The sequence below is a fragment of the Micromonospora sp. DT41 genome (assembly GCF_049841715.1).
Classification (GTDB): Bacteria; Actinomycetota; Actinomycetes; order Mycobacteriales; family Micromonosporaceae; genus Micromonospora; species Micromonospora profundi.
Genome location: NZ_JBNCKU010000017.1, coordinates 1 through 20,988, shown reverse-complemented (window position 1 = coordinate 20,988; position 20,988 = coordinate 1). Strand labels below are relative to the sequence as shown.

The window sequence follows — 20,988 nt, the reverse complement described above, 5'->3', positions numbered from 1 at the left end:
TCTGATGGCTACGATACATAGCCATCATGCCTAAGCGCCATAGCTATCATGGTGACGGTCGTCGCCAACCCGGAAGGACCACCCATGCCCACCCCCGACCGGACGTCCCTCGCCGACATCGTCACGGCTGCCCGCGAGATCCTGGAGGCCGAAGGACTGCCCCGCCTGACCATGCAGGCGGTCGCCGAACGGGTCGGCGTACGCGCCCCCTCGCTGTACAAGCGGGTCCGCAACCGTGACGACCTGATCCGGCTCGTCGCCGAGGCGATCGTCCGCGACTTCGGTGAACGGCTCAGCGCCGTCGCCGGCAGCGGCGATCCGGGCCGGGACCTCGCCGAACTGGCCCGCGCCTTCCGCGCGTTCGCCCACGCCCAACCGGCCGGCTACGACCTGATGTTCAGCAACGGCCCCGCCGAGACCCGCCCCAGCCTCGAAAGCCTGACCCTGGCCAGCGCACCAGCGCTCCGCGTCGCCGCCGACCTCGCCGGACCCGAGCACGCGCTGGCGGGCGCCCGCATGCTCACCGCCTGGGCCAACGGCTTCGTCAGCATGGAACTCGCCGGCGCCTTCAACCTCGGCGGCGATCTCGACGAGGCGTTCGAGTTCGGCATCGACCGCCTGATCGCAGCCCTGGCCAACCTGCCCCGACCGACATGACACAGCGGCCCTCCGACCGTCGGCCGACCTCACCCGCGGGGCGGCGCCGTCGAAGCGCGCACGACGACCTCGGTGGGCAGGATCAGCGTCGTACGGGTGAGGGCCGGCCGCAGCAGCATGCGGACGGCCTCGGCACCCTTACGGGCGTGCGGCTGCCGCACTGTGGTCAGGGCCGGCGTGGCGGCTGCCGCCTCCGGTACGTCGTCGAACCCGACGACGGAGAGCCGGTCGGGAACCCCGATGCCACGGCGGGTCGCCTCGGCGACGACGCCGAGCGCCAGCCTGTCGCTCATCGCCAGGATCGCCGTGGGCGGCTCGGCGAGATCCAGCAGAGGTGCCGCCGCGGCGGCGCCGTCGGCCTCCTCGACCCCACGGGCCGCCACGACGACGACCCGGCCACCGTCGGCGAGTACGGGCGCGAGGGTGTCCCGGTAGCCGTCGAGGCGGGCACGGTTGGCGACGTACCCGGTGGGGGCGTCGAGACCGGCGGACACCACGGTCGTCTCCGAGCGCCGGGCCAGGGCGAAGCTGATCACGCCGATGCGGCGGTGGCCCAGGTCGACCAGGTGGGCCGCCGCGGATCGGGCGGCGGCCCGGTCGTCGATGCCGACGTACGGCTCCCCCGGCGCCACCGGGGCGTCGAGCCCGACGACCGGCAGGCGGCGGGCGCGCAGCAGCTCGCGCCGCTCGGGCTCCAGCGGGTCGCAGAAGGCGACGAAGCCGTCCACCAGAGCGTTGGGAACGATGTCCGGGAGGCCCGGTTCGGCGCGGGGGACGAGCACCAGCGAGGAGCCGTGCTCGCCGCATATGCGGGCCACACCAGCCGTTGTCAGTCGGGCCGCCGGGTCCTCGAAGAGGTACTGCAGGGGCTCGTGGATGATCAGCCCGACGGCGCCGGTCCGGCCACGGCGAAACGTGTTCGACAGCGGGTCGGGCCCCGGGTAGCCGAGGGCCTGTGCGGCGTCGAGGATCCGGTCGCGCAGCTCGCGACTGAGCTGGTCGGGCCTGTTGAACGCATTGCTCACAGTGGCCTGACTGACGCCTACCGCCTTCGCGACGTCTCGCATCCGCGGGGGTGGAACGTTGCTCATCTCGGAGACTCCACTGCGTTGAGCCGACTCTCTGATACGTATAAGTTAGCCCCATGGGCGTCGATGTGGCGGACGGCGTGCGCGGCCGGACGAGCAGCGACTGGCTCGTCCCCGCGTCCGCGTTCGCGGTCAACGGCGCACTCTACGGCAGCCTGCTCACCCGCTATCCCGAGATCGCCGACCGGGTGTCCGCAAGCGAGACCCAGTTCGGCGTGGTGCTCTTCGCGGCGGCGATCGGTGGGCTGCTCGGGTCGCTTGTCGCTCCCCTGCTCGCCCGCGCGGTCGGTGAACGATCGGCCACCCTGCTCGCCGGCGCGGGCTATGCGCTGCTTGCCGTGGGCGTGGCGTGGGCACCGCAACTGACCCTGCTCGGCGGGGCACTGCTCCTGCTGGGCGTGCTCGACGGCGCGCACGACGTGGCGATGAACGCCTTCGCGGTCCGGGTGCAGCAGCACCGCGCCACGACGCTGATGGGACGGATGCACGCCACCTGGTCGCTCTCCCTGGCTGCGGCGGGCGTGCTGGGCACCATCGCCGCCGGGCTCCGGGTGCCGGTGGCCCTGCACGTCGGCATCGCCGCCGCGGTCGCACTTGTCGTCCAGGTGGCGATCGCCCTCAGCCGCAGAGGCGTGGTGGCCGGCGGCCCACCGGCACCGGCATCGACCAGCAAACCGGCGCAGCCGCCACGGTCGAGAGGTCGACTGCGGTACGTACTGCCGGTGTTGGGGCTGGCGGCGGTGGCCGCGAGCTACGTCGAGAGCCCCGGGCAGGAGTGGACCGGTCTCCTGCTCAGCCGCGGCTTCGACGCGACACCGCAGGTGGCGGCGGCGGCCCCGGTGCTCTTCGGCGCCGGCCTGCTCGCCTCCCGCCTGCTCCTGGACGCGGCGGTGGCGCGCATCGGTCAGGCGACCGTCGCCACGATCAGCGGCGCCACCATGATGGCGGCGGTCGGCACCGGTCTGCTGTGCACGCTGGCGGACGCGCCGGCGTGGTGGGCGCTGGCCGCTGTGGCAGTCGCCGGCTTCGGAGCCGGCCCGGCGTTCCCCCTGCTGTTCGGCGCGGCGGACCACCTGAGCGTGCGGCACGGCATCGCCCCGGCCCGCACGGCGTCAATGGTGTCGGCGCTGTCCCGCGTCGGCGCGATCTCGGCACCGATCGTGGTGGGGCCGCTTACCGACGCGTTCGGCATGGGGATGGTCTTCGCGATCATGGCGGTCGGTGCCGCACTGGTGCTGGGCGCGCTGCCCCGGGCGGTCCGAGGTAACACCTACGCCGATCCGAGCCGGGCGTACCCGAGCTAATGCAGACGCGGCCCGGACCCGGATGCGACGTACGTGAACGGACAACCTCGATGTCCGGTCCACGTGAAGGTGGCACTAATCGTCGCGCTTGAGCAGTAGCGGTGCCAACTAGGTGCGGACGGCGGAAGCGTTTCCGTCCAGGTTTAGTTGGCACCTTCTTGAGCGGGGTGGCCGAGCGCGGCGACGTCGTCCTCGTCGAGCTTGATCACCACCGATGCCTGGGTCAGTGGACTTGGCCGGGATGCTAGGGCCGGCGGTGTGCAAAGAGGATCGCTCCTGGAAGGCTCTCGTCGAGGCCGAGCAGCATCTGGGCCTTTACCGTGAATCCGGCATCGCGCAGCCAGGTCGCCATCCGGTCCGGCTGACGGCGGTGCACGTAGACCTTCATCGGATGACCGCCGTAGCCTTCCGTCTTCAGCTGTGACCCATCTCCGACGTGAAAGCCGAGCAACAGAGGTCCATCGGGACGCAGCACCCGCCGAAAGTGGCCAAGAACCGCCGGGATCTCGTCGTCGGGGATGTGGATCAACGACCAGAAGGCGAGCAGAGCAGTGATCGAGGCGTCAGCGAGTTGTAGGTCCGTCATCGAACCCACCTCGAACCGCAGGTCGGGGTGCTCCCGCCGAGCGATGTCGATCATCGCGGGTGCCAAATCGACGCCGAAGGCATCGACGCCCAGCTTATGCAGGTGGGCAGTGACATGGCCTGGTCCGCAGCCCACGTCCGCCACCGGGCCACCGCCGGCGGCATGGACCAGGTCGGCGAACAACGCCAACGCCGCGAGCAGATAGGGCTCCCCGGCCAAGGCCACCCGTGTGTAGTCGGAGTAGCTGTCGGCGACCGTGTCGTAGGAGATCCGGATGTCTGCCAACCAGCCGTCCGCTCGCCTGCTCCGTGACCCAGAAGTGCCGCCGCCTTCCAACCGCGTTCCGGCATCCGTCATCGTTCGGCTCCTCCTCATGTGGTGCGGACGCGTAGGTCTCGGAAGCCGCGCACGCTACCAGTCTCCAAGCCAACTTCGGTGAACTGAGCACCCACCTTCGAGGTTTTGACACCGCCCTGGCCGTCACCAGCTACAACGAGACAGACGCCAGATGTCGGAGACCGGAGACCAGTGCCAACACAATCCGGACGGTGCCACCACTGGTGCCAACAACCGTGGACGGTGCCAGCTTCAAGTGGACCGGACACTCGAAGCGTCAGATCCCTGTGGGCAATGTCAGGGGTGTCGATTAGAATGTATGTACTAATCAAGGCTCCTGACCTGGGAGGACGCCCGTGACCGCGCCCGCCTCCACACCCCTCACGCCCTACGCCACTCTGCTCGGCTTCACCCGCTACGTCGACCGCACCGGCCCCACCAAGGCGACCTTCGTGGGTGGCCTGCGCAAGCAGCGCGCCAGCCGCTCCGGCTTCAACCCGCACGGCCAGTTCGTCAAGGCGCTCAAGGCCGACATCGCCTTCCACACCGGCGGCACGCACCTGACCGGGGTTGTCGACGTGGTCAAGCCACGCTGGCGCCCGCTCTACCAGGCCCTGGTGCCCGGTGCCACTGCCTGGCTGCACTCCCTCGGCGACCCAGCCGCCATCGACCTCGCGCAGACGCGCGACGCCCTGGCCATGCTGGGCGACCTTCCCGTCAAGATCAACCCCCATTTCGGCGTACGCCACAACGACGGCCGCGCCGAAGCGGTCCGCCTGCACTTCGACGAGGCACCACCGAGCGAGGAATCAGTGCTCGCGACCCTGCACCTGATGGCCCGACACATGGACGCCGTTCTCCCGCACGCCGAGCCCGTCCTTGTCGACGTCCGGCGCGGCCAAGCCCACCGCATGCCCACCGACGCCAAGCCCGAACAGATCGAACGCTGGCTGGCCGGCGAAGCCGCCGCCTTCCGCGCCATCTGGTCCACCGCCGCCTGACACCACCGACCCGCGCGACCCGCAATCGCCAAGATCCGCGCAACTTCAGGGATCCTGCTGCCTCCCGTCGTCGGGAGGCAGCAAGTCCGGCGAAGTTGCGCGGATCTTGGTCTGGCCGTTGCCGATGGAGGTTATCCACAGGGACTGACCAGGGGCATGTCCGCCGGTCAAGGTGTCATCATGCCTGTTCCCCCACGACGGCCGGCAGCCTTGCAGGGCCGCGTCTTTCGCGGCTCCCGGATCGTCGCCCAAGGTCTGCTGACCCGCACGGAGTTGCGGAGTGCTGCCTGGCGTCCCCTGTTCCGGGATGTCTACGCGGACGCACAGATGCCCCTCACGCACCACATCCGTTGTGCGGCGGCGGCCCGGTGGGTGCTGCCACCGGGCGTGCTGATCGCAGGCCGCAGCGCAGCGGCGCTCTACGGCGCGACGTCGGTTGCCGACCATGAGCCTCTCGACGTGCTCGTGCCCATTGGGCAGCGGTTCGGGCCGGTCTCGGGGCTGACCGTGCACACCGGTGCGATCAGCGCCAGCGATGTCGGGGTCCATTCCGGCGTCGCGCTGACCACGCCGACACGCACCTGCTGGGACCTGGCCCAGTGGCTCCCCACCGAAGAGGCGGTGGCCGTCGTCGATCGCATCGCCGGCCTACGCCTGGTGACGCTCCCCCGGTTGCGTACGGACGCCAGGGCGCGAGTCGGCAGTCGAGGCTGGAAACGGATGCTGCGGGTGACCGAGTTGGCCGACGCCGGCGCGGAGTCGGCCCAGGAATCCCGACTCCGGGTGCGGATCGTGCTCGCCGGGCTTCCAGCGCCTGTCACCCAGTTCGTGGTCGAGCGCGACGGCCGGTTCGTGGCCCGCCTTGACCTGGCCTGGCCGCACCTGAAGGTCGCCGTCGAGTACGACGGCCTGTGGCACCACGATCCGGAACAGTTCCACCGCGACCGGCGCCGCCTCAACCGTCTGCTGGGTGAGGACTGGCTCGTCCTGCACATCACCGCCAAGCGGTTCCGGGAGGACTTCGACGGCTTCCTTGCCGAACTCCGCGCCGCCCTGCGCACCCGCAGTCGCTGACCCATGGACACGCCAAGATCCGCGCAACTTCTCGGATCCTGCTGTCTCACCAACTCGTGAGGCAGCACTTTCCCCGAAGTTGCGCGGATCTTGGGCCAGCAGGGCGGGGCGGGGCGGGGGTTACGCGGCGGGGAGGTACTTGGCCAGGTCGTCGAGGATCTTGTTGGCGGCGCCGACACCGATGCCGGTCATCCAGATCTCGTCGGAGACCGGGTACGCCTTGCCGGCCTTGACGGCGCTGAGGCCCTTCCAGAGGGTGCCGCCACCGACCTTGGCCTGCTCCGCGGCAGCCTTCTCGCCGTACGCGGTCACGAAGATGACGTCACCGTCGACCTCGTTGATCCGCTCGGGGCTGACCAGGTCGAAGCGCTTGTCCTCCTTGTTGGCGAGCATCTGCCGCTCGGGCCGGCTGAGGCCGGTGTCGCCGATGACGATGCCGGAGAAGGAGTCGGGGCCGTACACCCGGATGTTGCCCGGGATGAACCGCACGATGGACACCTTGCGGGCGGCGGGGTCGCCGAGGGTCGCGCCGAAGTCCTTGGCCCGCTTCTCGTACGTGGCGAGGAGGTCCTTGGCCTGCTGCTCACGGCCGAGCGCCTTGCCGTCGAGGAGGAAGTTCTCCTTCCAGGTGATGCCCACCTTCTCGGTGAAGACGGTGGGGGCGATGGCGGCCAACTCGTCGTAGAACTTCTCCTGGCGGAACTTGCTGCCCAGGATGAGGTCCGGCTTCAGCGCGTTGATCGCCTCCAGGTCGGGCTCGGTGAGGACCCCGACCTCCTTGATGCCGGCGAGCTTGTCCTCGCCGAAGTAGGTCGGCCAACTCCTGGCCTCACCGGCGGTGGCGGCGCCGATCGGTGTTACGCCCAACGACAACGCTGTGTCGATCTTGTCGGTGTCGAGCACCACGACGCGCTTGGGTTCCGCCGGGACCTTTGTGGTGCCCATGGCGTGGGTGATCTCCCGGGTCTCCGCGGTGGTGGAGTTGGCGACCGGGTCGCTCTCACCGCAGGCGGTGAGTCCGACGCCGATGGCGACGGCCGCGGCGAGAGCGGCGACGAGACGACGACGCATCAGAGTCCTTTCGAGGGGTACGAGACGGCGAGCGGCTTGACCGCGTCGCCAGCGGGTCGGGCGTCCGGCGTGGACGCACCCGACAGATCAGGGTCGCCAGCGACGGCCGGCACGGGCGCACCGGACGAAGCGCCAGCGGGCGGAGCGCCGGCCGGAGCGGCAGCGGCAGGAGCGGCGGCGGCCGAAGCGGCGAGCGGGGCGGCGGTGCCGCCGGTGTGTGCTGGCACTACCAGGGGTGCCCCGGTGACCGGGCAGGGTACGACCACGCAGGCCAGCCCGAAGACGTCACGGACCAGGTCGACCGTGAGGATCTCCCGGGGCGGTCCGACGGCCACCACCGCGCCGTCGCGCATCGCGACCAGGTGGTCGGCGTAGCGGGCGGCCTGGTTGAGGTCGTGCAGTACGGCGACCACGGTGCGGCCACGCTCGACGCGCAGCCGGTGCAGCAGGTCCAGCACCTCGACCTGGTGTGCCAGGTCGAGGAAGGTGGTGGGTTCGTCCAGCAGGAGGGCGTCGGTGTCCTGGGCGAGGGTCATGGCTATCCAGACCCGCTGCCGCTGGCCGCCGGAGAGGCTGTCCACCGGGCGGTCCGCCAGGTCCGCCACGTCGGCCAGGGCCATCGCCTCGTCGACCGCCGCGCCGTCCTGCGACGACCACTGCCGCCACCACCGCTGGTACGGCTGCCGGCCCCGCCCGACCAGGTCGGCAACTGTGACGCCCTCAGGCACGAGCGGGCTCTGCGGCAGCACGCCGAGCCGGCGGGCGACCTCCCGGGTGGGCAGGTCGCGGATCGCCGTGCCGTCCAGCAGCACCGCGCCGCGTCGCGGGGTGAGCAGCCGGGCCATTGTGCGCAGCAGGGTGGACTTGCCGCACGCGTTGGGCCCGACGATGACTGTGAACGCGTCGGTGGGCAGGTCCAGGTTGAGCCCGTCGAGCACGGTCCGCTCGTCGTAGCCGGCGACCAGGTCGCGGGTGGAGAGCATCGCACCACTCCTTCGAGGCGTCACGGTCTGTTGCGGCGGCACGGTGCTGTGCGACGTCACCGTGCTGGACGACGTCGCGGGCGCTTGCGGCGGCACGGGCTTCTGCGGCGTCACGAGGGCCGCCGCCGTCCACGCAGCAGCAGGAAGATCAGGTACGGGCCGCCGATCGCGGCGGTCAGCACACCGGCCGGCAGTTGGGTGGGCGCGAACAGCCGACGGCCGGCGAGGTCGGCCAGCACCAGCAGCAACGCGCCGAGCAGGGCGGCGCACACCAGCGGCGGCCGTTCGGCGCGTACCAGCCGGCGGGCCAGTTGGGGGGCGACGAGCGCTACGAAGTCGACGGCACCGACCTGGGCGGTGACCATCGCGGCGACGAGCACGCCGGTGCTGGCGAGCCCGATCCGGCGGGCCACCGGGCGCAGCCCGACGCCTCGTGCGGTGTCGTCGTCCAGGGCGGTGCTGTTGAGCGCCCAGCCGGCCCAGGCCAGCACGGGCAGCAGCACCAGCAGGGTGCCGGCGATCCAGGCGGCCTCGGTCCAGCCCTTGCCGGCGAGGGTGCCGATCAGCCAGATCTGCGCGCGCAGCCCGTCGATCGGATCGGCGGTCAGCATGACCACCTCGATCAGCGCCCGGAAGGCGAACGCCACAGCCACCCCGGCGAGCACGAACCGCTGGGCGGCAAGCCCGTGCCGGGCGCCGAGGGCGAACAGCAGGGCTGCCGCGACCAGGCCACCGACGAGCGCGCTGGGTGCTACGAGGACCGCGGCGGCCCCGCTGGTCAGCGCCACTGTCGCGGCGAGGCCGGCGCCCTGGGTGATGCCGATGACGTCGGGGCTCGCGAGGGGGTTGCGGGCCACGCTCTGGATGAGCGTGCCGGCCACGCCGAAGGCCGCGCCGGCCACCGCGGCCAGCAGGATCCGGGGCAACCGAAGATCAAGAACAACGAGGTCGTACGGAGTGCCGGCACCGGAGAGCGAGCGGACGACGTCGCCCGCGGCGACGTACGGGGTGCCCAGGGACAGGCTCAGCAGCATCGCCAGCAGGAGCAGGACTGTCAGCGCGACGGCGACAAGCACCGCGCGGCGGCGCACCTGAAGGCTGACCGGGCCGATCCGCAGCAGCGACCGCCCGGGCAGGTGGGCGCCGGAGGGGGCGGTGGGGCGGTGGGCGGTGGCGGTCATGCGGTCACCACCCGGGCGCGACGGACCAGGAAGGCCAGCAGCGGCGCGCCGATCAGGGCGGTGACGATCCCGGCCGGTATCTCGCCGGGTGGGGCGACGAGCCGGCCGACGACATCGGCGCTGAGCAGCAGCGCCGGCCCGAGCAGGGCGGACACGGCGAGCGTCCAGCGGTGGTCCGCGCCGACCAGGGCACGTGCCAGGTGCGGCACGGCGAGCCCCACGAAGGCAATCGGCCCGGCCGCCGCCACCGCCGCCCCGGTCAGCAGCACGGCGGCCAGGCCACCGCCGAGGCGCACCAGGCCGATGCGGTGGCCGAGGCCACGGGCCACGTCGTCGCCGAGGGCCAGCGCGTCCAGTCCGCGGGCGACAACGGCGGCCAGCACGAGCCCGACGACGACGAAGGGCAGCAGTTGGGCGGTGACGGTCAGGTCGCGGCCGGAGAGTCCGCCGACCACCCAGAACCGGTACTCCTCGAAGGTGCGGGCGTCGATGCTGAGCAGCGCGTACACCCCGGAGGCGAGACTGGCGTCGAGCGCCGCGCCGACAAGCGCGAGGGTGACCGGGCTCGCGCCTTCGCGGGCTCGTGCGGCGATGGCGAAGACCAGCAGGCCGGCGAGGAGCGCGCCGGCGATGCCGAACCAGACGTACCCGGCGAGCGTCCCGACGCCGAAGACGGAGATGGCGAGGACCACGCCGAACGACGCGCCCGCGCTGATGCCGAGGATGCGCGGCTCGGCGAGGGGGTTGCGGGTGAGTGCCTGGAACAGCACGCCAGCCATGGCGAGGGCGAGGCCGACCGCGAGCCCGAGGGCGGTACGCGGCATCCGCAGCTCGCGGACGATGACCGTGGCGTCGCCGCTGTCCGGCGCGACGAGGGCGTGCCACACCTGGTCGACGCCGAGTTGCCGGCTGCCGAGCGCGAAGCTGGCCAGTACGGCGAGCAGCAGCACGAGGGCGGCGCCGGCGGTGACTGCCACCCTACGGCCGGTACGGGTGCCGGACCGGCTGCGGGCCATGGCCGGCCGGCTGGCGAGGGTGGTCACGATTCTCCTGCACGTTTCGCGCTTAGGGTCGCCTTACCTTAGCTGAGCGGCTGAGGGGCGCCTAACTGGTACCTGTCGATCCGAAAAGGGCTGACCAGGGCGGACGCCGGCGCGGGAGGGCTGGCGCGCCTAGGGTGGGCTCATGCGATTCGACCAGCACACGGTCGCGCTCCTGGTCCGGCCGGCAGACGCCCCCGAGCTGCCGCTGGACGCGGCCGACCGGTTGCGGGACGCCCACCTGGCCCACCAGGCCGGCCTCGTGGAGCAGGGCCTCGTGCTCGCGGCCGGCCCGTTCCTGGCCGGCGACGACGAGCGGCTGCGGGGCTTCGTCGTGCTCTCCATCGGCCCGGACGAGGCCCGCGAGCTGTTCCACAACGATCCGGCGGTACGGGCCGGCCTGCTGGCCGTGCGGGTGATGAGCTGGATGGTGCCGGAGAGCAACGTACGGTTCGAGAGCGTGCCGATGCCCGTGTCGATGCTGGAGGCGGCGTCCGGCGACTGACCCCGCCGCCGGGCACTCCGGGGCAGGCGGGCAGCTCAGCCCAGCGGGGTCACCCGCAGGTCGTCCACCGAGCCGGTGATCACCCGCAGCGACGGGAAGTGGTCGCTCAGGACGGCCTGGCACCTGTCGCACGGCGCGACGACCTCGCGGCCCCGGTCGGCGACCGTGACGATCGTCTCCAACTCGGTGACGCCCTGCGTCGCGGCAGTGCCGATGACGACAAGCTCGGCGCAGGTCCCGCCGGTCTCGTGGTGGACGTTCACGCCGGTGAAGACCCGCCCGTCGGCGGTACGCGCTGCCGACGCGACGGTGTGGCGCTGGCTGCGGCAACGCAACTTGGCGACCGCCGAGGCGGCCTGCACCAACGCACGGTCGGTGTCCCGCAGCTCCATCCCGGCCCCCAGCGCTCGACGTCGGCCGCCAACTCTAGACGGCGGCATGCCGGCCCGACCCCGGCCCACCGGGCGGCCGGTAACCCGGGGGCGCTGCGCCGCCGCGCTGCCTATTCTTGGGCACGACATGCAGAATCAAGCCGCCGCCGCCGCGACCGATCCGGTCCGCGAGCTGCACCGCCGCCTCACTCCTCTGATGTTCCGCGACCAGCGCCGGCTCCAGCGACGCCTGGACGGTGCCCGCAAGCTGCGTGACCCGCAGCGCCGGGAGGCTGCCCTGGCGGAGATCACCGCCGAGGTGGCGAGGGCCGAGCAGCGACTCGCCGCCCGGCGCGCGGCGGTGCCGGTGATCACGTACCCGGCGGGGTTGCCGGTCAGTGAGCGCAAGGACGACATCGCCGCCGCGATCCGCGATCACCAGGTGGTCATCGTGGCCGGCGAGACCGGCTCCGGCAAGACGACCCAGCTACCGAAGATCTGCCTGGAGTTGGGGCGTGGCGTGCACGGCCTCATCGGGCACACCCAGCCCCGACGGCTGGCGGCCCGGACGGTGGCCGACCGCATCGCCGACGAGTTGGGCACCGAGCTGGGTGACGTGGTCGGTTACAAGGTGCGCTTCACCGACCAGGTAAGCGAGCGCAGCCTGGTCAAGCTCATGACCGACGGCATCCTGCTGGCCGAGTTGCAGACCGACCGGATGCTGCGCCAGTACGACACGTTGATCATCGACGAGGCGCACGAGCGCAGCCTCAACATCGACTTCATCCTCGGGTACCTGCGGGAGCTGCTGCCCCGGCGACCCGACCTCAAGGTGATCATCACCTCGGCCACCATCGAGACCGACCGTTTCGCCAGGCACTTCGCCGGGCCGCCCACCGCCGACGAACCGGAGGGCGTACCCGCGCCGGTGGTGGAGGTGTCGGGGCGTACCTACCCGGTCGAGGTGCGCTACCGGCCGCTCGTCGAGGTGGCCGAGGGCGAGGAGGACGGCGACGGGGACGAGGAGAACGTCCGCGACCAGATCCAGGCGATCGGCGACGCCGTCGAGGAGCTGGCCGCCGAGGGGCCGGGCGACATCCTGGTCTTCCTCAGCGGCGAACGGGAGATCCGGGACACCGCCGACGCCCTGAGCAAACTGGTGCAGAAGAAACGGTCGCTGCTCGGCACCGAGATCCTTCCCCTGTACGCGCGGCTCTCCAGCGCCGAGCAGCACCGCGTCTTCGCAGCGCACACATCGCGGCGCGTGGTGCTGGCGACCAACGTCGCGGAGACCTCGCTGACAGTGCCCGGCATCAAGTACGTGGTGGACCCGGGCACGGCGCGGATCTCCCGCTACTCCAGCCGGCTCAAGGTGCAGCGGCTGCCCATCGAGCCGGTCTCCCAGGCGTCGGCCAACCAGCGCAAGGGGCGCTGCGGGCGTACCTCGGACGGCATCTGCATCCGCCTCTACGACGAGCAGGATTTCCTGTCGCGGCCGGAGTTCACCGACCCGGAGATCCTGCGCACCAACCTCGCGTCGGTCATCCTCCAGATGACCGCGATCGGGCTCGGCGACCTGGCCGCGTTCCCGTTCATCGACCCGCCGGACAAGCGCAACATCACCGACGGCGTCAACCTGTTGCACGAGTTGGGCGCCCTGGACCCGACCGAGGCCGACCCGGCGAAGCGGCTCACCGCGCTGGGCCGGCGGCTGGCGCAGCTGCCTGTCGATCCGCGACTGGCCCGGATGGTGGTCGAGGGCGAGCGCAACGGCTGCGCCGCCGAGGTCCTGGTGATCACCGCCGCGCTGTCCATCCAGGACCCGCGCGAGCGGCCGGCGGAGAAGCAGGCCCAGGCCGACCAGGCGCACGCCCGGTTCGCCGACAAGGAGTCGGACTTCGTCGCGTACCTCAACCTGTGGCGTTATCTGCGGGAGCAGCAGCGGACGCTGTCGTCAAGCGCGTTCCGTCGGATGTGCAAGGCGGAGTACCTGAACTACCTGCGGGTCCGCGAGTGGCAGGACATCGTCAGTCAACTGCGCCAGGTGCTGCGTACCCCGGCCGAGGGCGAGCGGCGCGGCGGACGGCCGGCGCGGGACACCTCGGGCGAGGCGGACGCCGGCCGGAATCGGCACGCGACCGACCTGCCGGAGGAGATCGACACCCCGAAGGTGCACCAGTCGCTGCTGCCCGGCCTGCTGTCGCACATCGGCCTGAAAGACGCCCAGAAGCACGAGTATCTCGGCGCGCGGGGCGCGAAGTTCGCGCTCTTTCCCGGTTCGGCGCTGTTCAAGAAGCCGCCGCGCTGGGTGATGGCCGCCGAGCTGGTGGAGACGTCGCGGCTGTGGGGTCGGATCGCCGGCCGGGTCGAACCGGAGTGGGTCGAGCCGCTCGCGCAGCACCTGGTCAAGCGCAGCTACAGCGAGCCGCACTGGGAGAAGAAGCAGGCCGCGGTGATGGCCTACGAGAAGGTCACCCTGTACGGCATCCCGCTCGTCACCTCCCGCAAGGTCAACTTCGGGCGGATCGACCCGGCGCTGAGCCGGGAGCTGTTCATCAGGCACGCCCTCGTCGAGGGCGACTGGCAGACCCACCACCATTTCTGGGCCGACAACAAGCGCCTGCTCGGCGAGATCGAGGAGTTGGAGAGCCGCGCCCGACGCCGGGACATCCTTGTCGACGACGAGACCATCTTCGGCTTCTACGACCAGCGGATCCCGGCCGACGTGGTCTCCGGCCGGCACTTCGACACGTGGTGGAAGAAGACCCGTCGGGAGCAGCCCGACCTGCTCACGTTCACCCGCGATCTGCTGGTGAACGACGGCAAGGCGGGGGTGGACGAGGGCGACTATCCGGACGAGTGGCAGGCCGACGGCGTGACCCTGCCGCTTACCTACCGGTTCGAGCCGGGCACCTCCACCGATGGCGTCACAGTGGACATCCCGCTGCCGCTGCTCAACCAGGTGCCGGCGGAGAGCTTCGACTGGCAGGTGCCGGGGCTGCGCGAGGAGCTTGTCATCGCGCTGATCCGCGCGCTGCCCAAGCCGATCCGCCGCAACTTCGTGCCGGTGCCGGACTTCGCGCGGGCCGCGCTTGCCGCGATCACTCCGGGCGAGGAGCCGTTGCTGGACGCGCTCACCCGCCAGCTGCGCCGGATGACAGGGGTGACGGTGCCCCGCGACGCCTGGGAGCCGGCGAAGCTGCCCGCCCACCTGCGTGTCACGTTCCGGGTGCTCGGCGACGACGAGAAGCCGGTCGCCGAGGGCAAGGATCTGCCGGCGCTGCAACGTCAACTCCGCCAGGAGGTACGCCAGGTGGTGGCCGCCGCCGCACCGGAGGTGGCCCGTACCGGGCTGCGCGAGTGGAGCATCGGCACACTGCCACGGACCATCGAGCAGGTCCGCGCCGGCTACGCGGTGACCGCGTATCCGGCGCTCGTCGACGAGGGCGCCACGGTCGGGGTGCGGGTGTTCGACTCCCCCGCCGAGGCGGAGGCGGCGCAGTGGGCGGGCACCCGGCGGCTGCTACGGCTCACGGTGCCCTCCCCGGCCCGGTTCCTCCAGGGCCGGTTGAGCAACGAGGCGAAGCTGGCGCTGAGCCGCAACCCGCACGGCGGTGTGCAGCAACTGATCGAGGACGCGGCGGGCGCGGCCATCGACCGGCTGATCGGCGACGCCGGCGGGCCGGCGTGGGATGCCGAGGGCTTCGCCGCGTTGCGCGAGAAGGTCCGGGCCGACCTGGTCGACACGGTGGTCGAGGTGATGGACCGGGTGCGCAAGGTCCTCGCCGCCGCGTACGCCGTCGAGCAGCGGCTCGGCGCCACCCGCAACCTCGCAGTGGTGGCGGCGTTGGCGGACATCCGCAAACAGCTCGCCGGCCTGGTGCACGCCGGTTTCATCACCGAGACGGGGTACGCCCGCCTGCCCGACCTGCTGCGCTACCTGACCGCCATCGAGCGCCGGATGGACCGCCTCGGCGGCAACCCGCAGCGCGACCGTCAGCAGCAGGACCGGATCGCTGTGGTGCAGAAGGAGTACGACGATCTGCTCGCCGCGCTGCCGCCCGCCCGCCGGCAGGAGGCGGCGGTCCGGCAGATCCGCTGGATGATCGAGGAGTTGCGGGTGAACGTCTTCGCGCAGGCGCTGGGCACCCCGTACCCGGTCTCGGAGCAGCGGATCTACCGGGCCATGGACGACGCCGAGGGCCGTTGACCGGCGCGGGTCAGCGGGGGTCGACGCCCGGCGGCAGGTCGTCGCGGTCGATAGCGGACTGGATGTAGTCGAGCAGGATGCGGCGCAACTCCCGGCCGGCGTGGGTGGGCACCACGTCCCGGCGGCGGGCCACCGCGATGGTCCGCCGCACCCCGGGCGGGGCCAGTGGCGTGATCCGCACCCCGGGGCGGCGGGCCAGCACGATGCCCGGCACCAAAGCGATGCCGAGCCCGGCCTCGACGAAGCTGAGGACGGCGTCCATCTCGCCGCCATCGACGGCGAAGGTCGGCTCGAAGCCGGCCTCGCGGCACGCCTGGATGGTGGCGTCGCGCAGGTCGTAGCCCTCCCGGAACATCACCATCGGCTGGTCGCGCAGGTCGGTGATGTGCAGCTCGCCGGTCGCCGAGGCGGTCGGTACCTCGTGCACCGAGGCCACCACGAGGCTCTCCCGCAGGATGGGGTCGACGCGCAGGCCCGGGTCGGCGCCCTGGGCCGGCATGATGATCAGCGCCAGGTCGAGGTCGCCGCGGAGCAGGTCGCGGACCAGGTCCTGCGAGCCGCCCTCCTCGACGCGCAGGTCGACTGTGGGGTGGGCGTCCCGGAACCGGCGCAGCACCGGTGGGGCGAGCGAGGTGGCCAGGCTCGGGGTTGCGCCGAGCCGCACGCGGCCCCGCCGGAGCCCGACCAGCTCCTGCACCTCGCGGGTGGCGGTCTCGACGTCGGCGAGGATGCGGGTCGCCAGCGGCAGCAGCACCTCACCGGCCGCGGTCAGCGTGATGTTTCCCCTTACCCGTTCGAAGAGGGGGGCTCCGAGGTCAGTTTCCAGAGCGTGAATTTGCTTACTGAGAGAAGGCTGAGTGATGCCGACGAGGTCGGCGGCTTGGGTGAAATGTCGTACTTCGGCCACCGCGACGAAGTACCGGAGCTGATGGAGCTGCATCTACATAGCTTACGGCTATCAACACTGCGAGTTCGATGCATTGGACGACTGATTGAAGTGCTCCTAGCGTCGGTCACGTGGTCATGACGAAAACTCGGTCGCCCATCCGCACGAACGTCGGTCTCAAGGCCGTCATGGCGGTGACGGGCATTGTGCTGGTGCTGTTCCTTGTCGCGCACATGCTCGGGAACCTGAAGGTCTTCGCGGGGGCAACCTCGTTCGACGGCTACGCGCACTGGCTGCGCGACATCGGCAAGCCGCTGCTGCCCGGTGTGTGGTTCCTGTGGATCATGCGCATCGGGCTGGTGGTGGCCGCCGTCGGTCACATCTGGGCCGCGACGGTGCTGGCGCTGCGGGCCCGCGCCGCCCGCCCGGTGCGCTACGCCCACCGCAAGAAGGTCCGGGGCAGCTACGCCGCCCGCACGATGCGGTGGGGCGGGGTGATCATCCTGCTCTTCGTGATCTACCACCTCCTCGACCTGACCACCGGCACGCTCAACCCGGTCGGCGACCCCACCAAGCCGTTCGGCAACGTTGTCGCCGACTTCGCGCCGGAGCGCTGGTACGTCACGCTCTTCTACACCCTGGCGATCGTCGCGCTGGGCTTCCACCTGCGCCACGGTGCGTTCAGCGCGTTCCGCAGCCTCGGCCAGCAGACGCCGCGGGGTGAGCGTCGGGCGCGCGCCGCCGCGCTGGTCTTCGCCGTGGCGCTCTGCGCCGGATACCTGGTGGTCCCGTTCGCCGTACTCACCGGATTGGTGTCCTGACATGGAACTCTTCACCGAGGGCGACCCGATCGCCGACACCAGGGCTCCCGACGGCCCCATCGACAAGCGCTGGGAGACCCGCCGCTTCGAGGCCAAGCTTGTCAACCCGGCCAACCGCCGCAAGATGACGGTGATCGTGGTCGGCACCGGACTGGCTGGCGGATCCGCCGCCGCCACGCTGGCCGAGCAGGGCTACCACGTCAAGTCCTACTGCTACCAGGACAGCCCGCGCCGCGCGCACTCGATCGCGGCGCAGGGCGGCATCAACGCCGCGAAGAACTACCGCAACGACGGCGACTCGGTGCACCGGCTGTTCTACGACACCGTCAAGGGCGGCGACTTCCGCTCCCGCGAGTCGAACGTGCACCGGCTCGCCGAGGTGTCGGTAAACATCATCGACCAGTGCGTCGCCCAGGGCGTGCCGTTCGCCCGCGAGTACGGCGGCCTGCTGGACACCCGCTCCTTCGGTGGCGCCCAGGTGCAGCGCACCTTCTACGCCCGGGGCCAGACGGGCCAGCAGCTGCTGCTCGGCGCGTACCAGGCCCTGGAGCGGCAGATCGGCCTGGGCAACGTGGAGATGAACGCCCGGCACGAGATGCTGGAGCTTGTCGTCATCGACGGCAAGGCCCGGGGCATCGTCGTCCGGGACATGGTCACCGGCGAGATCACCACCGAGATGGCCGACGCCGTCGTGCTCGCCTCCGGCGGTTACGGCAACGTCTTCTACCTCTCCACGAACGCCAAGGGCTGCAACGTCACCGCCACCTGGCGGGCGCACCGCAAGGGCGCGTACTTCGCCAACCCCTGCTACACGCAGATCCACCCGACCTGCATCCCGGTCTCCGGCGACCACCAGTCGAAGCTGACCCTGATGAGCGAGTCGCTGCGCAACGACGGCCGGGTGTGGGTGCCGAAGACAAAGGGCGACGAGCGCAACCCCCGAGACATCCCCGAGAACGAGCGGGACTACTACCTGGAGCGGATCTACCCCTCCTTCGGCAACCTGGTCCCCCGCGACATCGCCTCCCGGGCCGCCAAGAACGTCTGCGACGAGGGCCGGGGCGTGGGGCCGACAAAGCTCGGCGTCTACCTCGACTTCGCCGACGCGATCAACCGCCTGGGTCGCAAGGCCATCGAGGCCAAGTACGGCAACCTCTTCGAGATGTACGAGCGGATCACCGGCGAGGACCCGTACGAGGTGCCGATGCGGATCTACCCCGCCGTGCACTACACGATGGGCGGCCTCTGGGTCGACTACGATCTCCAGTCGAGCATCCCGGGCCTGTTCGTGATCGGCGAGGCGAACTTCTCCGACCACGGCGCGAACCGGCTCGGCGCGTCCGCGCTGATGCAGGGCCTCGCCGACGGCTACTTCGTGCTGCCCACCACGCTCGCCAACTACCTGGCCTCGGGGCCGCTGGAGAAGGTCGACGCCAGCCACCCGGCGGCGGTCGAGGCGCGCACCGACGTCGAGGACCGCATCCAGCGGCTGCTGGGGGTCAACGGCGACCGGACGGTGGACTCGTTCCACCGGGAGCTGGGCCAGATCATGTGGGAGCACTGCGGCATGGAGCGCAGTGAGGCCGGCCTGCGCAAGGCGATCGACGAGATCCGCGCCCTGCGCGAGCAGTTCTGGCAGCGGGTAAAGGTGTCCGGCACCGGCGAGGAGTTCAACCAGTCGCTGGAGAAGGCCGGCCGTGTCGCCGACTTCTTCGAGCTGGCCGAGCTGATGTGCATCGACGCCCTGCACCGCGAGGAGTCCTGCGGCGGCCACTTCCGGGCCGAGCACCAGACGCCCGACGGTGAGGCACAGCGCGACGACGACCGGTTCGCGTACGTGGCGGCCTGGGAGTTCACCGCCACCGGCGAGCCGTCGGTGCTGCACAAGGAAGACCTGAAGTTCGAATACGTCCACCCCACGCAGCGGAGCTACAAGTGAACCTGACCCTGCGCATCTGGCGCCAGAAGGGCCCTGAGGACAAGGGTCGGATGGTCACCTACCCGGTCAACGACGTGTCCCCGGACATGTCGTTCCTGGAGATGCTCGACGTCCTCAACGAGCGGTTGATCCTCGACGGCGAAGACCCGGTGGCGTTCGACCACGACTGTCGCGAGGGCATCTGCGGCATGTGCGGTCTGATGATCAACGGTGACGCGCACGGACCGCAGCGCGGTACCACCGCCTGTCAGCTGCACATGCGGCAGTTCTCCGACGGCGAGACGATCGACATCGAGCCGTGGCGGGCGAGCGCCTTCCCGGTCATCAAGGACCTGGTGGTCAACCGGGACGCCTTCGACAAGATCATCGCTGCTGGTGGCTACGTCACCGCGCCGACCGGCAGCGCGCCCGAGGCGCACTCCACGCCGGTGGCCAAGGCCAACGCGGACGCCGCCTTCGAGTCGGCCGCCTGCATCGGCTGCGGCGCCTGCGTGGCGGCCTGCCCGAACGGCTCCGGCATGCTCTTCACCGCCGCCAAGCTCACCCAGCTCTCGCTGCTGCCGCAGGGCCAGCCGGAGCGCTACACCCGCGTCATCGGCATGGTCGACGCGCACGACGAGGCCGGCTTCGGCGGCTGCACCAACGCCGGCGAGTGCACTGTGGTCTGCCCGAAGGGCATTCCGCTGAACACGATCGGCCGGCTCAACCGCGACTACCTCGCCGCCACCGCGAAGGGCGCCGGCAACACCCCCGGCTCCTGAAGCTCCACCGCGCCGACCAGGCCGCCGTACCTTCCCGGGTACGGCGGCCTGTGCGTCTGCACGGGGTCGGTCGACTGCCCTGTACGGGGTCAGCCGGCGCGACGCAGCCGTCCCAGCATGCCGCCGAGATCCTGGACGAACAGTTCGTGACGGAAGTAGTGGCCGCCCGGGACCTCCCGCCACTCGTGCGGGATGCCGGCCTGGGCCAGCGCGCCGCGGAACTCGCGTTGGCCCGCCAGGACCTGGGTCTCGTTGACGGTGTCGAACCAGTTGACCGGGTCGGGTGAGGTGCCGGCGGCCAGGAAGATGCGCTTGTTGCGGTAGCTCTCGATGCGCTGCACCGGGTTGTCGGCGCTGACCCGGGCCTCGTCCCACAGGGGTGCGCCGTAGACGGTGCCGCCGCCGAGGTCGAGGGCGGCCGATGTGGCGTTTGCCCAGTGCACGACGAGCCCGAAGTCGCGGCGCAGGCTGGCCGGCCCCGAGTGGGAACTCACCGAGCAGAAATGGCCGTAGTACTTCGCGGCGTACTTGAGAGCGCCGAAGCCGCCCATCGAGAAGCCGGCCACGGCGCGGCCGTTGTACTCGGCGAAGGTCCGGAAGTTGGCATCGATCCAGGGCAGCAACTGGGCGATGTGGAACGTCTCCCAGTTGCGGGGCCCGGTGTTGCTGGTGACCGGGTTGGAATACCAGCCGGTGGAGGCGTCCGGCATGACGACGATGATGTCCCGGCCGGCGGTGAGGTTGATGATGTTGTCCTGCATGTGGAAGGTGCGGAAGTCGGCGTTGCCGCCGTGCAGCAGGTAGAGCACCGGGTATCGCTTGCCGCTGGTGTGGTAGCCGTCCGGCAGCAGCACGTTGACAGCGGGGTCCCACTCGATGGCGTCGGTGGCGAACCGGTAGTACTGCAACCGGCCGCCGTTCTCGTTGCGGGCCACGATGCGCAGGCCGTACCCGTTGCCTGCGGCGCTTGCCAAGGTCGGCGCTGAGAAGGCACCGGCGAAGGCGCCGGCCGCGGCAACGCCGGCGGCGCCGGTGAGGAGTCGTCGCCTGCTCACGGGGTGGTGGTCCATGGATCCTCCTGGCGGTCTGTCGGGATTAGAGGGTGGTTTCGCCGTTGAGGCCGAAGTAGTCGTGCCATTTGGTGCTGGGGGCGAAGGTGGTGCCGGTGGAGAGG

General features: G+C 70.9%; 18 protein-coding genes. 9 read left to right on the top strand and 9 right to left on the bottom strand.

Annotated features, from left to right (window positions below; all coding sequences use genetic code 11):
• Positions 1-84: 84 nt before the first annotated feature.
• Positions 85-657: a TetR/AcrR family transcriptional regulator gene (locus ACLQ23_RS25820; protein ID WP_355595728.1), complete on the top strand. Its 573-nt coding sequence runs from the start codon at positions 85-87 to the stop codon at positions 655-657.
• Between the two features lie 29 nt (positions 658-686).
• On the opposite strand, the gene ACLQ23_RS25815 is transcribed toward ACLQ23_RS25820, so the two are convergent.
• The gene (locus tag ACLQ23_RS25815; RefSeq protein WP_425735862.1) at positions 687-1,748 is read right to left on the bottom strand and encodes a LacI family DNA-binding transcriptional regulator; all 1,062 of its coding nucleotides are present in this window, start codon (positions 1,746-1,748) and stop codon (positions 687-689) included.
• A 53-nt stretch (positions 1,749-1,801) separates the two neighbouring features.
• Here ACLQ23_RS25815 and ACLQ23_RS25810 point away from each other — a divergent pair, with 53 nt between their 5' ends.
• Complete coding sequence (locus ACLQ23_RS25810; protein WP_425735861.1) at positions 1,802-3,049, top strand: MFS transporter; 1,248 nt, start codon at positions 1,802-1,804, stop codon at positions 3,047-3,049.
• Positions 3,050-3,293: 244 nt separating this feature from the next.
• On the opposite strand, the gene ACLQ23_RS25805 is transcribed toward ACLQ23_RS25810, so the two are convergent.
• A complete protein-coding gene (locus ACLQ23_RS25805; RefSeq protein WP_425735860.1) occupies positions 3,294-3,992 on the bottom strand; it encodes a class I SAM-dependent methyltransferase in 699 nt (232 codons plus the stop codon).
• A gap of 335 nt (positions 3,993-4,327) precedes the next feature.
• Between ACLQ23_RS25805 and ACLQ23_RS25800 the strand changes: the two genes are divergently transcribed.
• Both ACLQ23_RS25800 and ACLQ23_RS25795 read left to right on the top strand, forming a co-directional pair.
• Positions 4,328-4,972: a hypothetical protein gene (locus ACLQ23_RS25800; RefSeq protein WP_053653390.1), complete on the top strand. Its 645-nt coding sequence runs from the start codon at positions 4,328-4,330 to the stop codon at positions 4,970-4,972.
• A gap of 180 nt (positions 4,973-5,152) precedes the next feature.
• Positions 5,153-6,046 (top strand): hypothetical protein, encoded by an 894-nt coding sequence (locus ACLQ23_RS25795; RefSeq protein ID WP_355595736.1) that lies wholly within the window; start codon positions 5,153-5,155, stop codon positions 6,044-6,046.
• 120 nt (positions 6,047-6,166) lie between these two features.
• On the opposite strand, the gene ACLQ23_RS25790 is transcribed toward ACLQ23_RS25795, so the two are convergent.
• From ACLQ23_RS25790 to ACLQ23_RS25775, 4 genes are all read right to left on the bottom strand, one after another.
• On the bottom strand, positions 6,167-7,117 hold the full coding sequence (locus ACLQ23_RS25790; protein WP_355631585.1) for an ABC transporter substrate-binding protein: 951 nt from the start codon (positions 7,115-7,117) through the stop codon (positions 6,167-6,169).
• Positions 7,117-8,100, bottom strand: coding sequence for an ABC transporter ATP-binding protein (locus ACLQ23_RS25785; RefSeq protein ID WP_425735859.1), 984 nt, complete (start codon positions 8,098-8,100; stop codon positions 7,117-7,119). The genes ACLQ23_RS25790 and ACLQ23_RS25785 overlap by 1 nt, the downstream gene beginning before the upstream one ends.
• A gap of 110 nt (positions 8,101-8,210) precedes the next feature.
• Positions 8,211-9,281, bottom strand: a complete 1,071-nt coding sequence (locus tag ACLQ23_RS25780; protein ID WP_355595742.1) for a FecCD family ABC transporter permease — start codon at positions 9,279-9,281, stop codon at positions 8,211-8,213.
• Entirely contained in the window at positions 9,278-10,324 is a 1,047-nt protein-coding gene (locus ACLQ23_RS25775) for a FecCD family ABC transporter permease (protein WP_355595744.1), read from the bottom strand. Before ACLQ23_RS25775 ends, ACLQ23_RS25780 begins: the two co-directional genes overlap by 4 nt.
• A gap of 142 nt (positions 10,325-10,466) precedes the next feature.
• Here ACLQ23_RS25775 and ACLQ23_RS25770 point away from each other — a divergent pair, with 142 nt between their 5' ends.
• Positions 10,467-10,826, top strand: coding sequence for a YciI family protein (locus ACLQ23_RS25770; RefSeq protein ID WP_425881217.1), 360 nt, complete (start codon positions 10,467-10,469; stop codon positions 10,824-10,826).
• Positions 10,827-10,861: 35 nt separating this feature from the next.
• Here the strand turns inward: ACLQ23_RS25770 and ACLQ23_RS25765 are convergent, their stop codons facing one another.
• The gene (locus ACLQ23_RS25765) at positions 10,862-11,218 is read right to left on the bottom strand and encodes a cytidine deaminase (protein ID WP_425881216.1); all 357 of its coding nucleotides are present in this window, start codon (positions 11,216-11,218) and stop codon (positions 10,862-10,864) included.
• Between the two features lie 127 nt (positions 11,219-11,345).
• Here ACLQ23_RS25765 and hrpA point away from each other — a divergent pair, with 127 nt between their 5' ends.
• Positions 11,346-15,407: an ATP-dependent RNA helicase HrpA gene (gene hrpA, locus ACLQ23_RS25760; protein WP_355595749.1), complete on the top strand. Its 4,062-nt coding sequence runs from the start codon at positions 11,346-11,348 to the stop codon at positions 15,405-15,407.
• 10 nt (positions 15,408-15,417) lie between these two features.
• On the opposite strand, the gene ACLQ23_RS25755 is transcribed toward hrpA, so the two are convergent.
• On the bottom strand, positions 15,418-16,347 hold the full coding sequence (locus ACLQ23_RS25755) for a LysR family transcriptional regulator (RefSeq protein WP_355595751.1): 930 nt from the start codon (positions 16,345-16,347) through the stop codon (positions 15,418-15,420).
• Between the two features lie 83 nt (positions 16,348-16,430).
• Between ACLQ23_RS25755 and ACLQ23_RS25750 the strand changes: the two genes are divergently transcribed.
• The 3 genes from ACLQ23_RS25750 to ACLQ23_RS25740 are packed head-to-tail and all read left to right on the top strand — an operon-like array spanning position 16,431 to position 19,814.
• Positions 16,431-17,114, top strand: coding sequence for a succinate dehydrogenase cytochrome b subunit (locus ACLQ23_RS25750; RefSeq protein ID WP_355631597.1), 684 nt, complete (start codon positions 16,431-16,433; stop codon positions 17,112-17,114).
• A 1-nt stretch (position 17,115) separates the two neighbouring features.
• Entirely contained in the window at positions 17,116-19,053 is a 1,938-nt protein-coding gene (locus tag ACLQ23_RS25745) for a fumarate reductase/succinate dehydrogenase flavoprotein subunit (RefSeq protein WP_355595755.1), read from the top strand.
• Complete coding sequence (locus ACLQ23_RS25740; RefSeq protein ID WP_355595757.1) at positions 19,050-19,814, top strand: succinate dehydrogenase/fumarate reductase iron-sulfur subunit; 765 nt, start codon at positions 19,050-19,052, stop codon at positions 19,812-19,814. The genes ACLQ23_RS25745 and ACLQ23_RS25740 overlap by 4 nt, the downstream gene beginning before the upstream one ends.
• Before the next feature lie 89 nt (positions 19,815-19,903).
• Here the strand turns inward: ACLQ23_RS25740 and ACLQ23_RS25735 are convergent, their stop codons facing one another.
• A complete protein-coding gene (locus tag ACLQ23_RS25735) occupies positions 19,904-20,884 on the bottom strand; it encodes an alpha/beta hydrolase (RefSeq protein ID WP_355631600.1) in 981 nt (326 codons plus the stop codon).
• Positions 20,885-20,988: the final 104 nt, after the last annotated feature.

What these genes read in the sequence shown, in the direction of transcription:
- ACLQ23_RS25765 (WP_425881216.1), bottom strand. Translation starts at nt 11,218, where the DNA reads ATGGAGCTGCGGGACACCGACCGTGCGTTGGTGCAGGCCGCCTCGGCG.
- ACLQ23_RS25735 (WP_355631600.1), bottom strand. Translation starts at nt 20,884, where the DNA reads ATGGACCACCACCCCGTGAGCAGGCGACGACTCCTCACCGGCGCCGCC.
- ACLQ23_RS25770 (WP_425881217.1), top strand. Translation starts at nt 10,467, where the DNA reads ATGCGATTCGACCAGCACACGGTCGCGCTCCTGGTCCGGCCGGCAGAC.
- ACLQ23_RS25790 (WP_355631585.1), bottom strand. Translation starts at nt 7,117, where the DNA reads ATGCGTCGTCGTCTCGTCGCCGCTCTCGCCGCGGCCGTCGCCATCGGC.
- ACLQ23_RS25750 (WP_355631597.1), top strand. Translation starts at nt 16,431, where the DNA reads ATGACGAAAACTCGGTCGCCCATCCGCACGAACGTCGGTCTCAAGGCC.
- ACLQ23_RS25780 (WP_355595742.1), bottom strand. Translation starts at nt 9,281, where the DNA reads ATGACCGCCACCGCCCACCGCCCCACCGCCCCCTCCGGCGCCCACCTG.
- ACLQ23_RS25815 (WP_425735862.1), bottom strand. Translation starts at nt 1,748, where the DNA reads ATGAGCAACGTTCCACCCCCGCGGATGCGAGACGTCGCGAAGGCGGTA.
- ACLQ23_RS25805 (WP_425735860.1), bottom strand. Translation starts at nt 3,992, where the DNA reads ATGACGGATGCCGGAACGCGGTTGGAAGGCGGCGGCACTTCTGGGTCA.
- ACLQ23_RS25745 (WP_355595755.1), top strand. Translation starts at nt 17,116, where the DNA reads ATGGAACTCTTCACCGAGGGCGACCCGATCGCCGACACCAGGGCTCCC.
- hrpA (WP_355595749.1), top strand. Translation starts at nt 11,346, where the DNA reads ATGCAGAATCAAGCCGCCGCCGCCGCGACCGATCCGGTCCGCGAGCTG.
- ACLQ23_RS25785 (WP_425735859.1), bottom strand. Translation starts at nt 8,100, where the DNA reads ATGCTCTCCACCCGCGACCTGGTCGCCGGCTACGACGAGCGGACCGTG.
- ACLQ23_RS25810 (WP_425735861.1), top strand. Translation starts at nt 1,802, where the DNA reads ATGGGCGTCGATGTGGCGGACGGCGTGCGCGGCCGGACGAGCAGCGAC.
- ACLQ23_RS25755 (WP_355595751.1), bottom strand. Translation starts at nt 16,347, where the DNA reads ATGCAGCTCCATCAGCTCCGGTACTTCGTCGCGGTGGCCGAAGTACGA.
- ACLQ23_RS25820 (WP_355595728.1), top strand. Translation starts at nt 85, where the DNA reads ATGCCCACCCCCGACCGGACGTCCCTCGCCGACATCGTCACGGCTGCC.
- ACLQ23_RS25795 (WP_355595736.1), top strand. Translation starts at nt 5,153, where the DNA reads ATGCCTGTTCCCCCACGACGGCCGGCAGCCTTGCAGGGCCGCGTCTTT.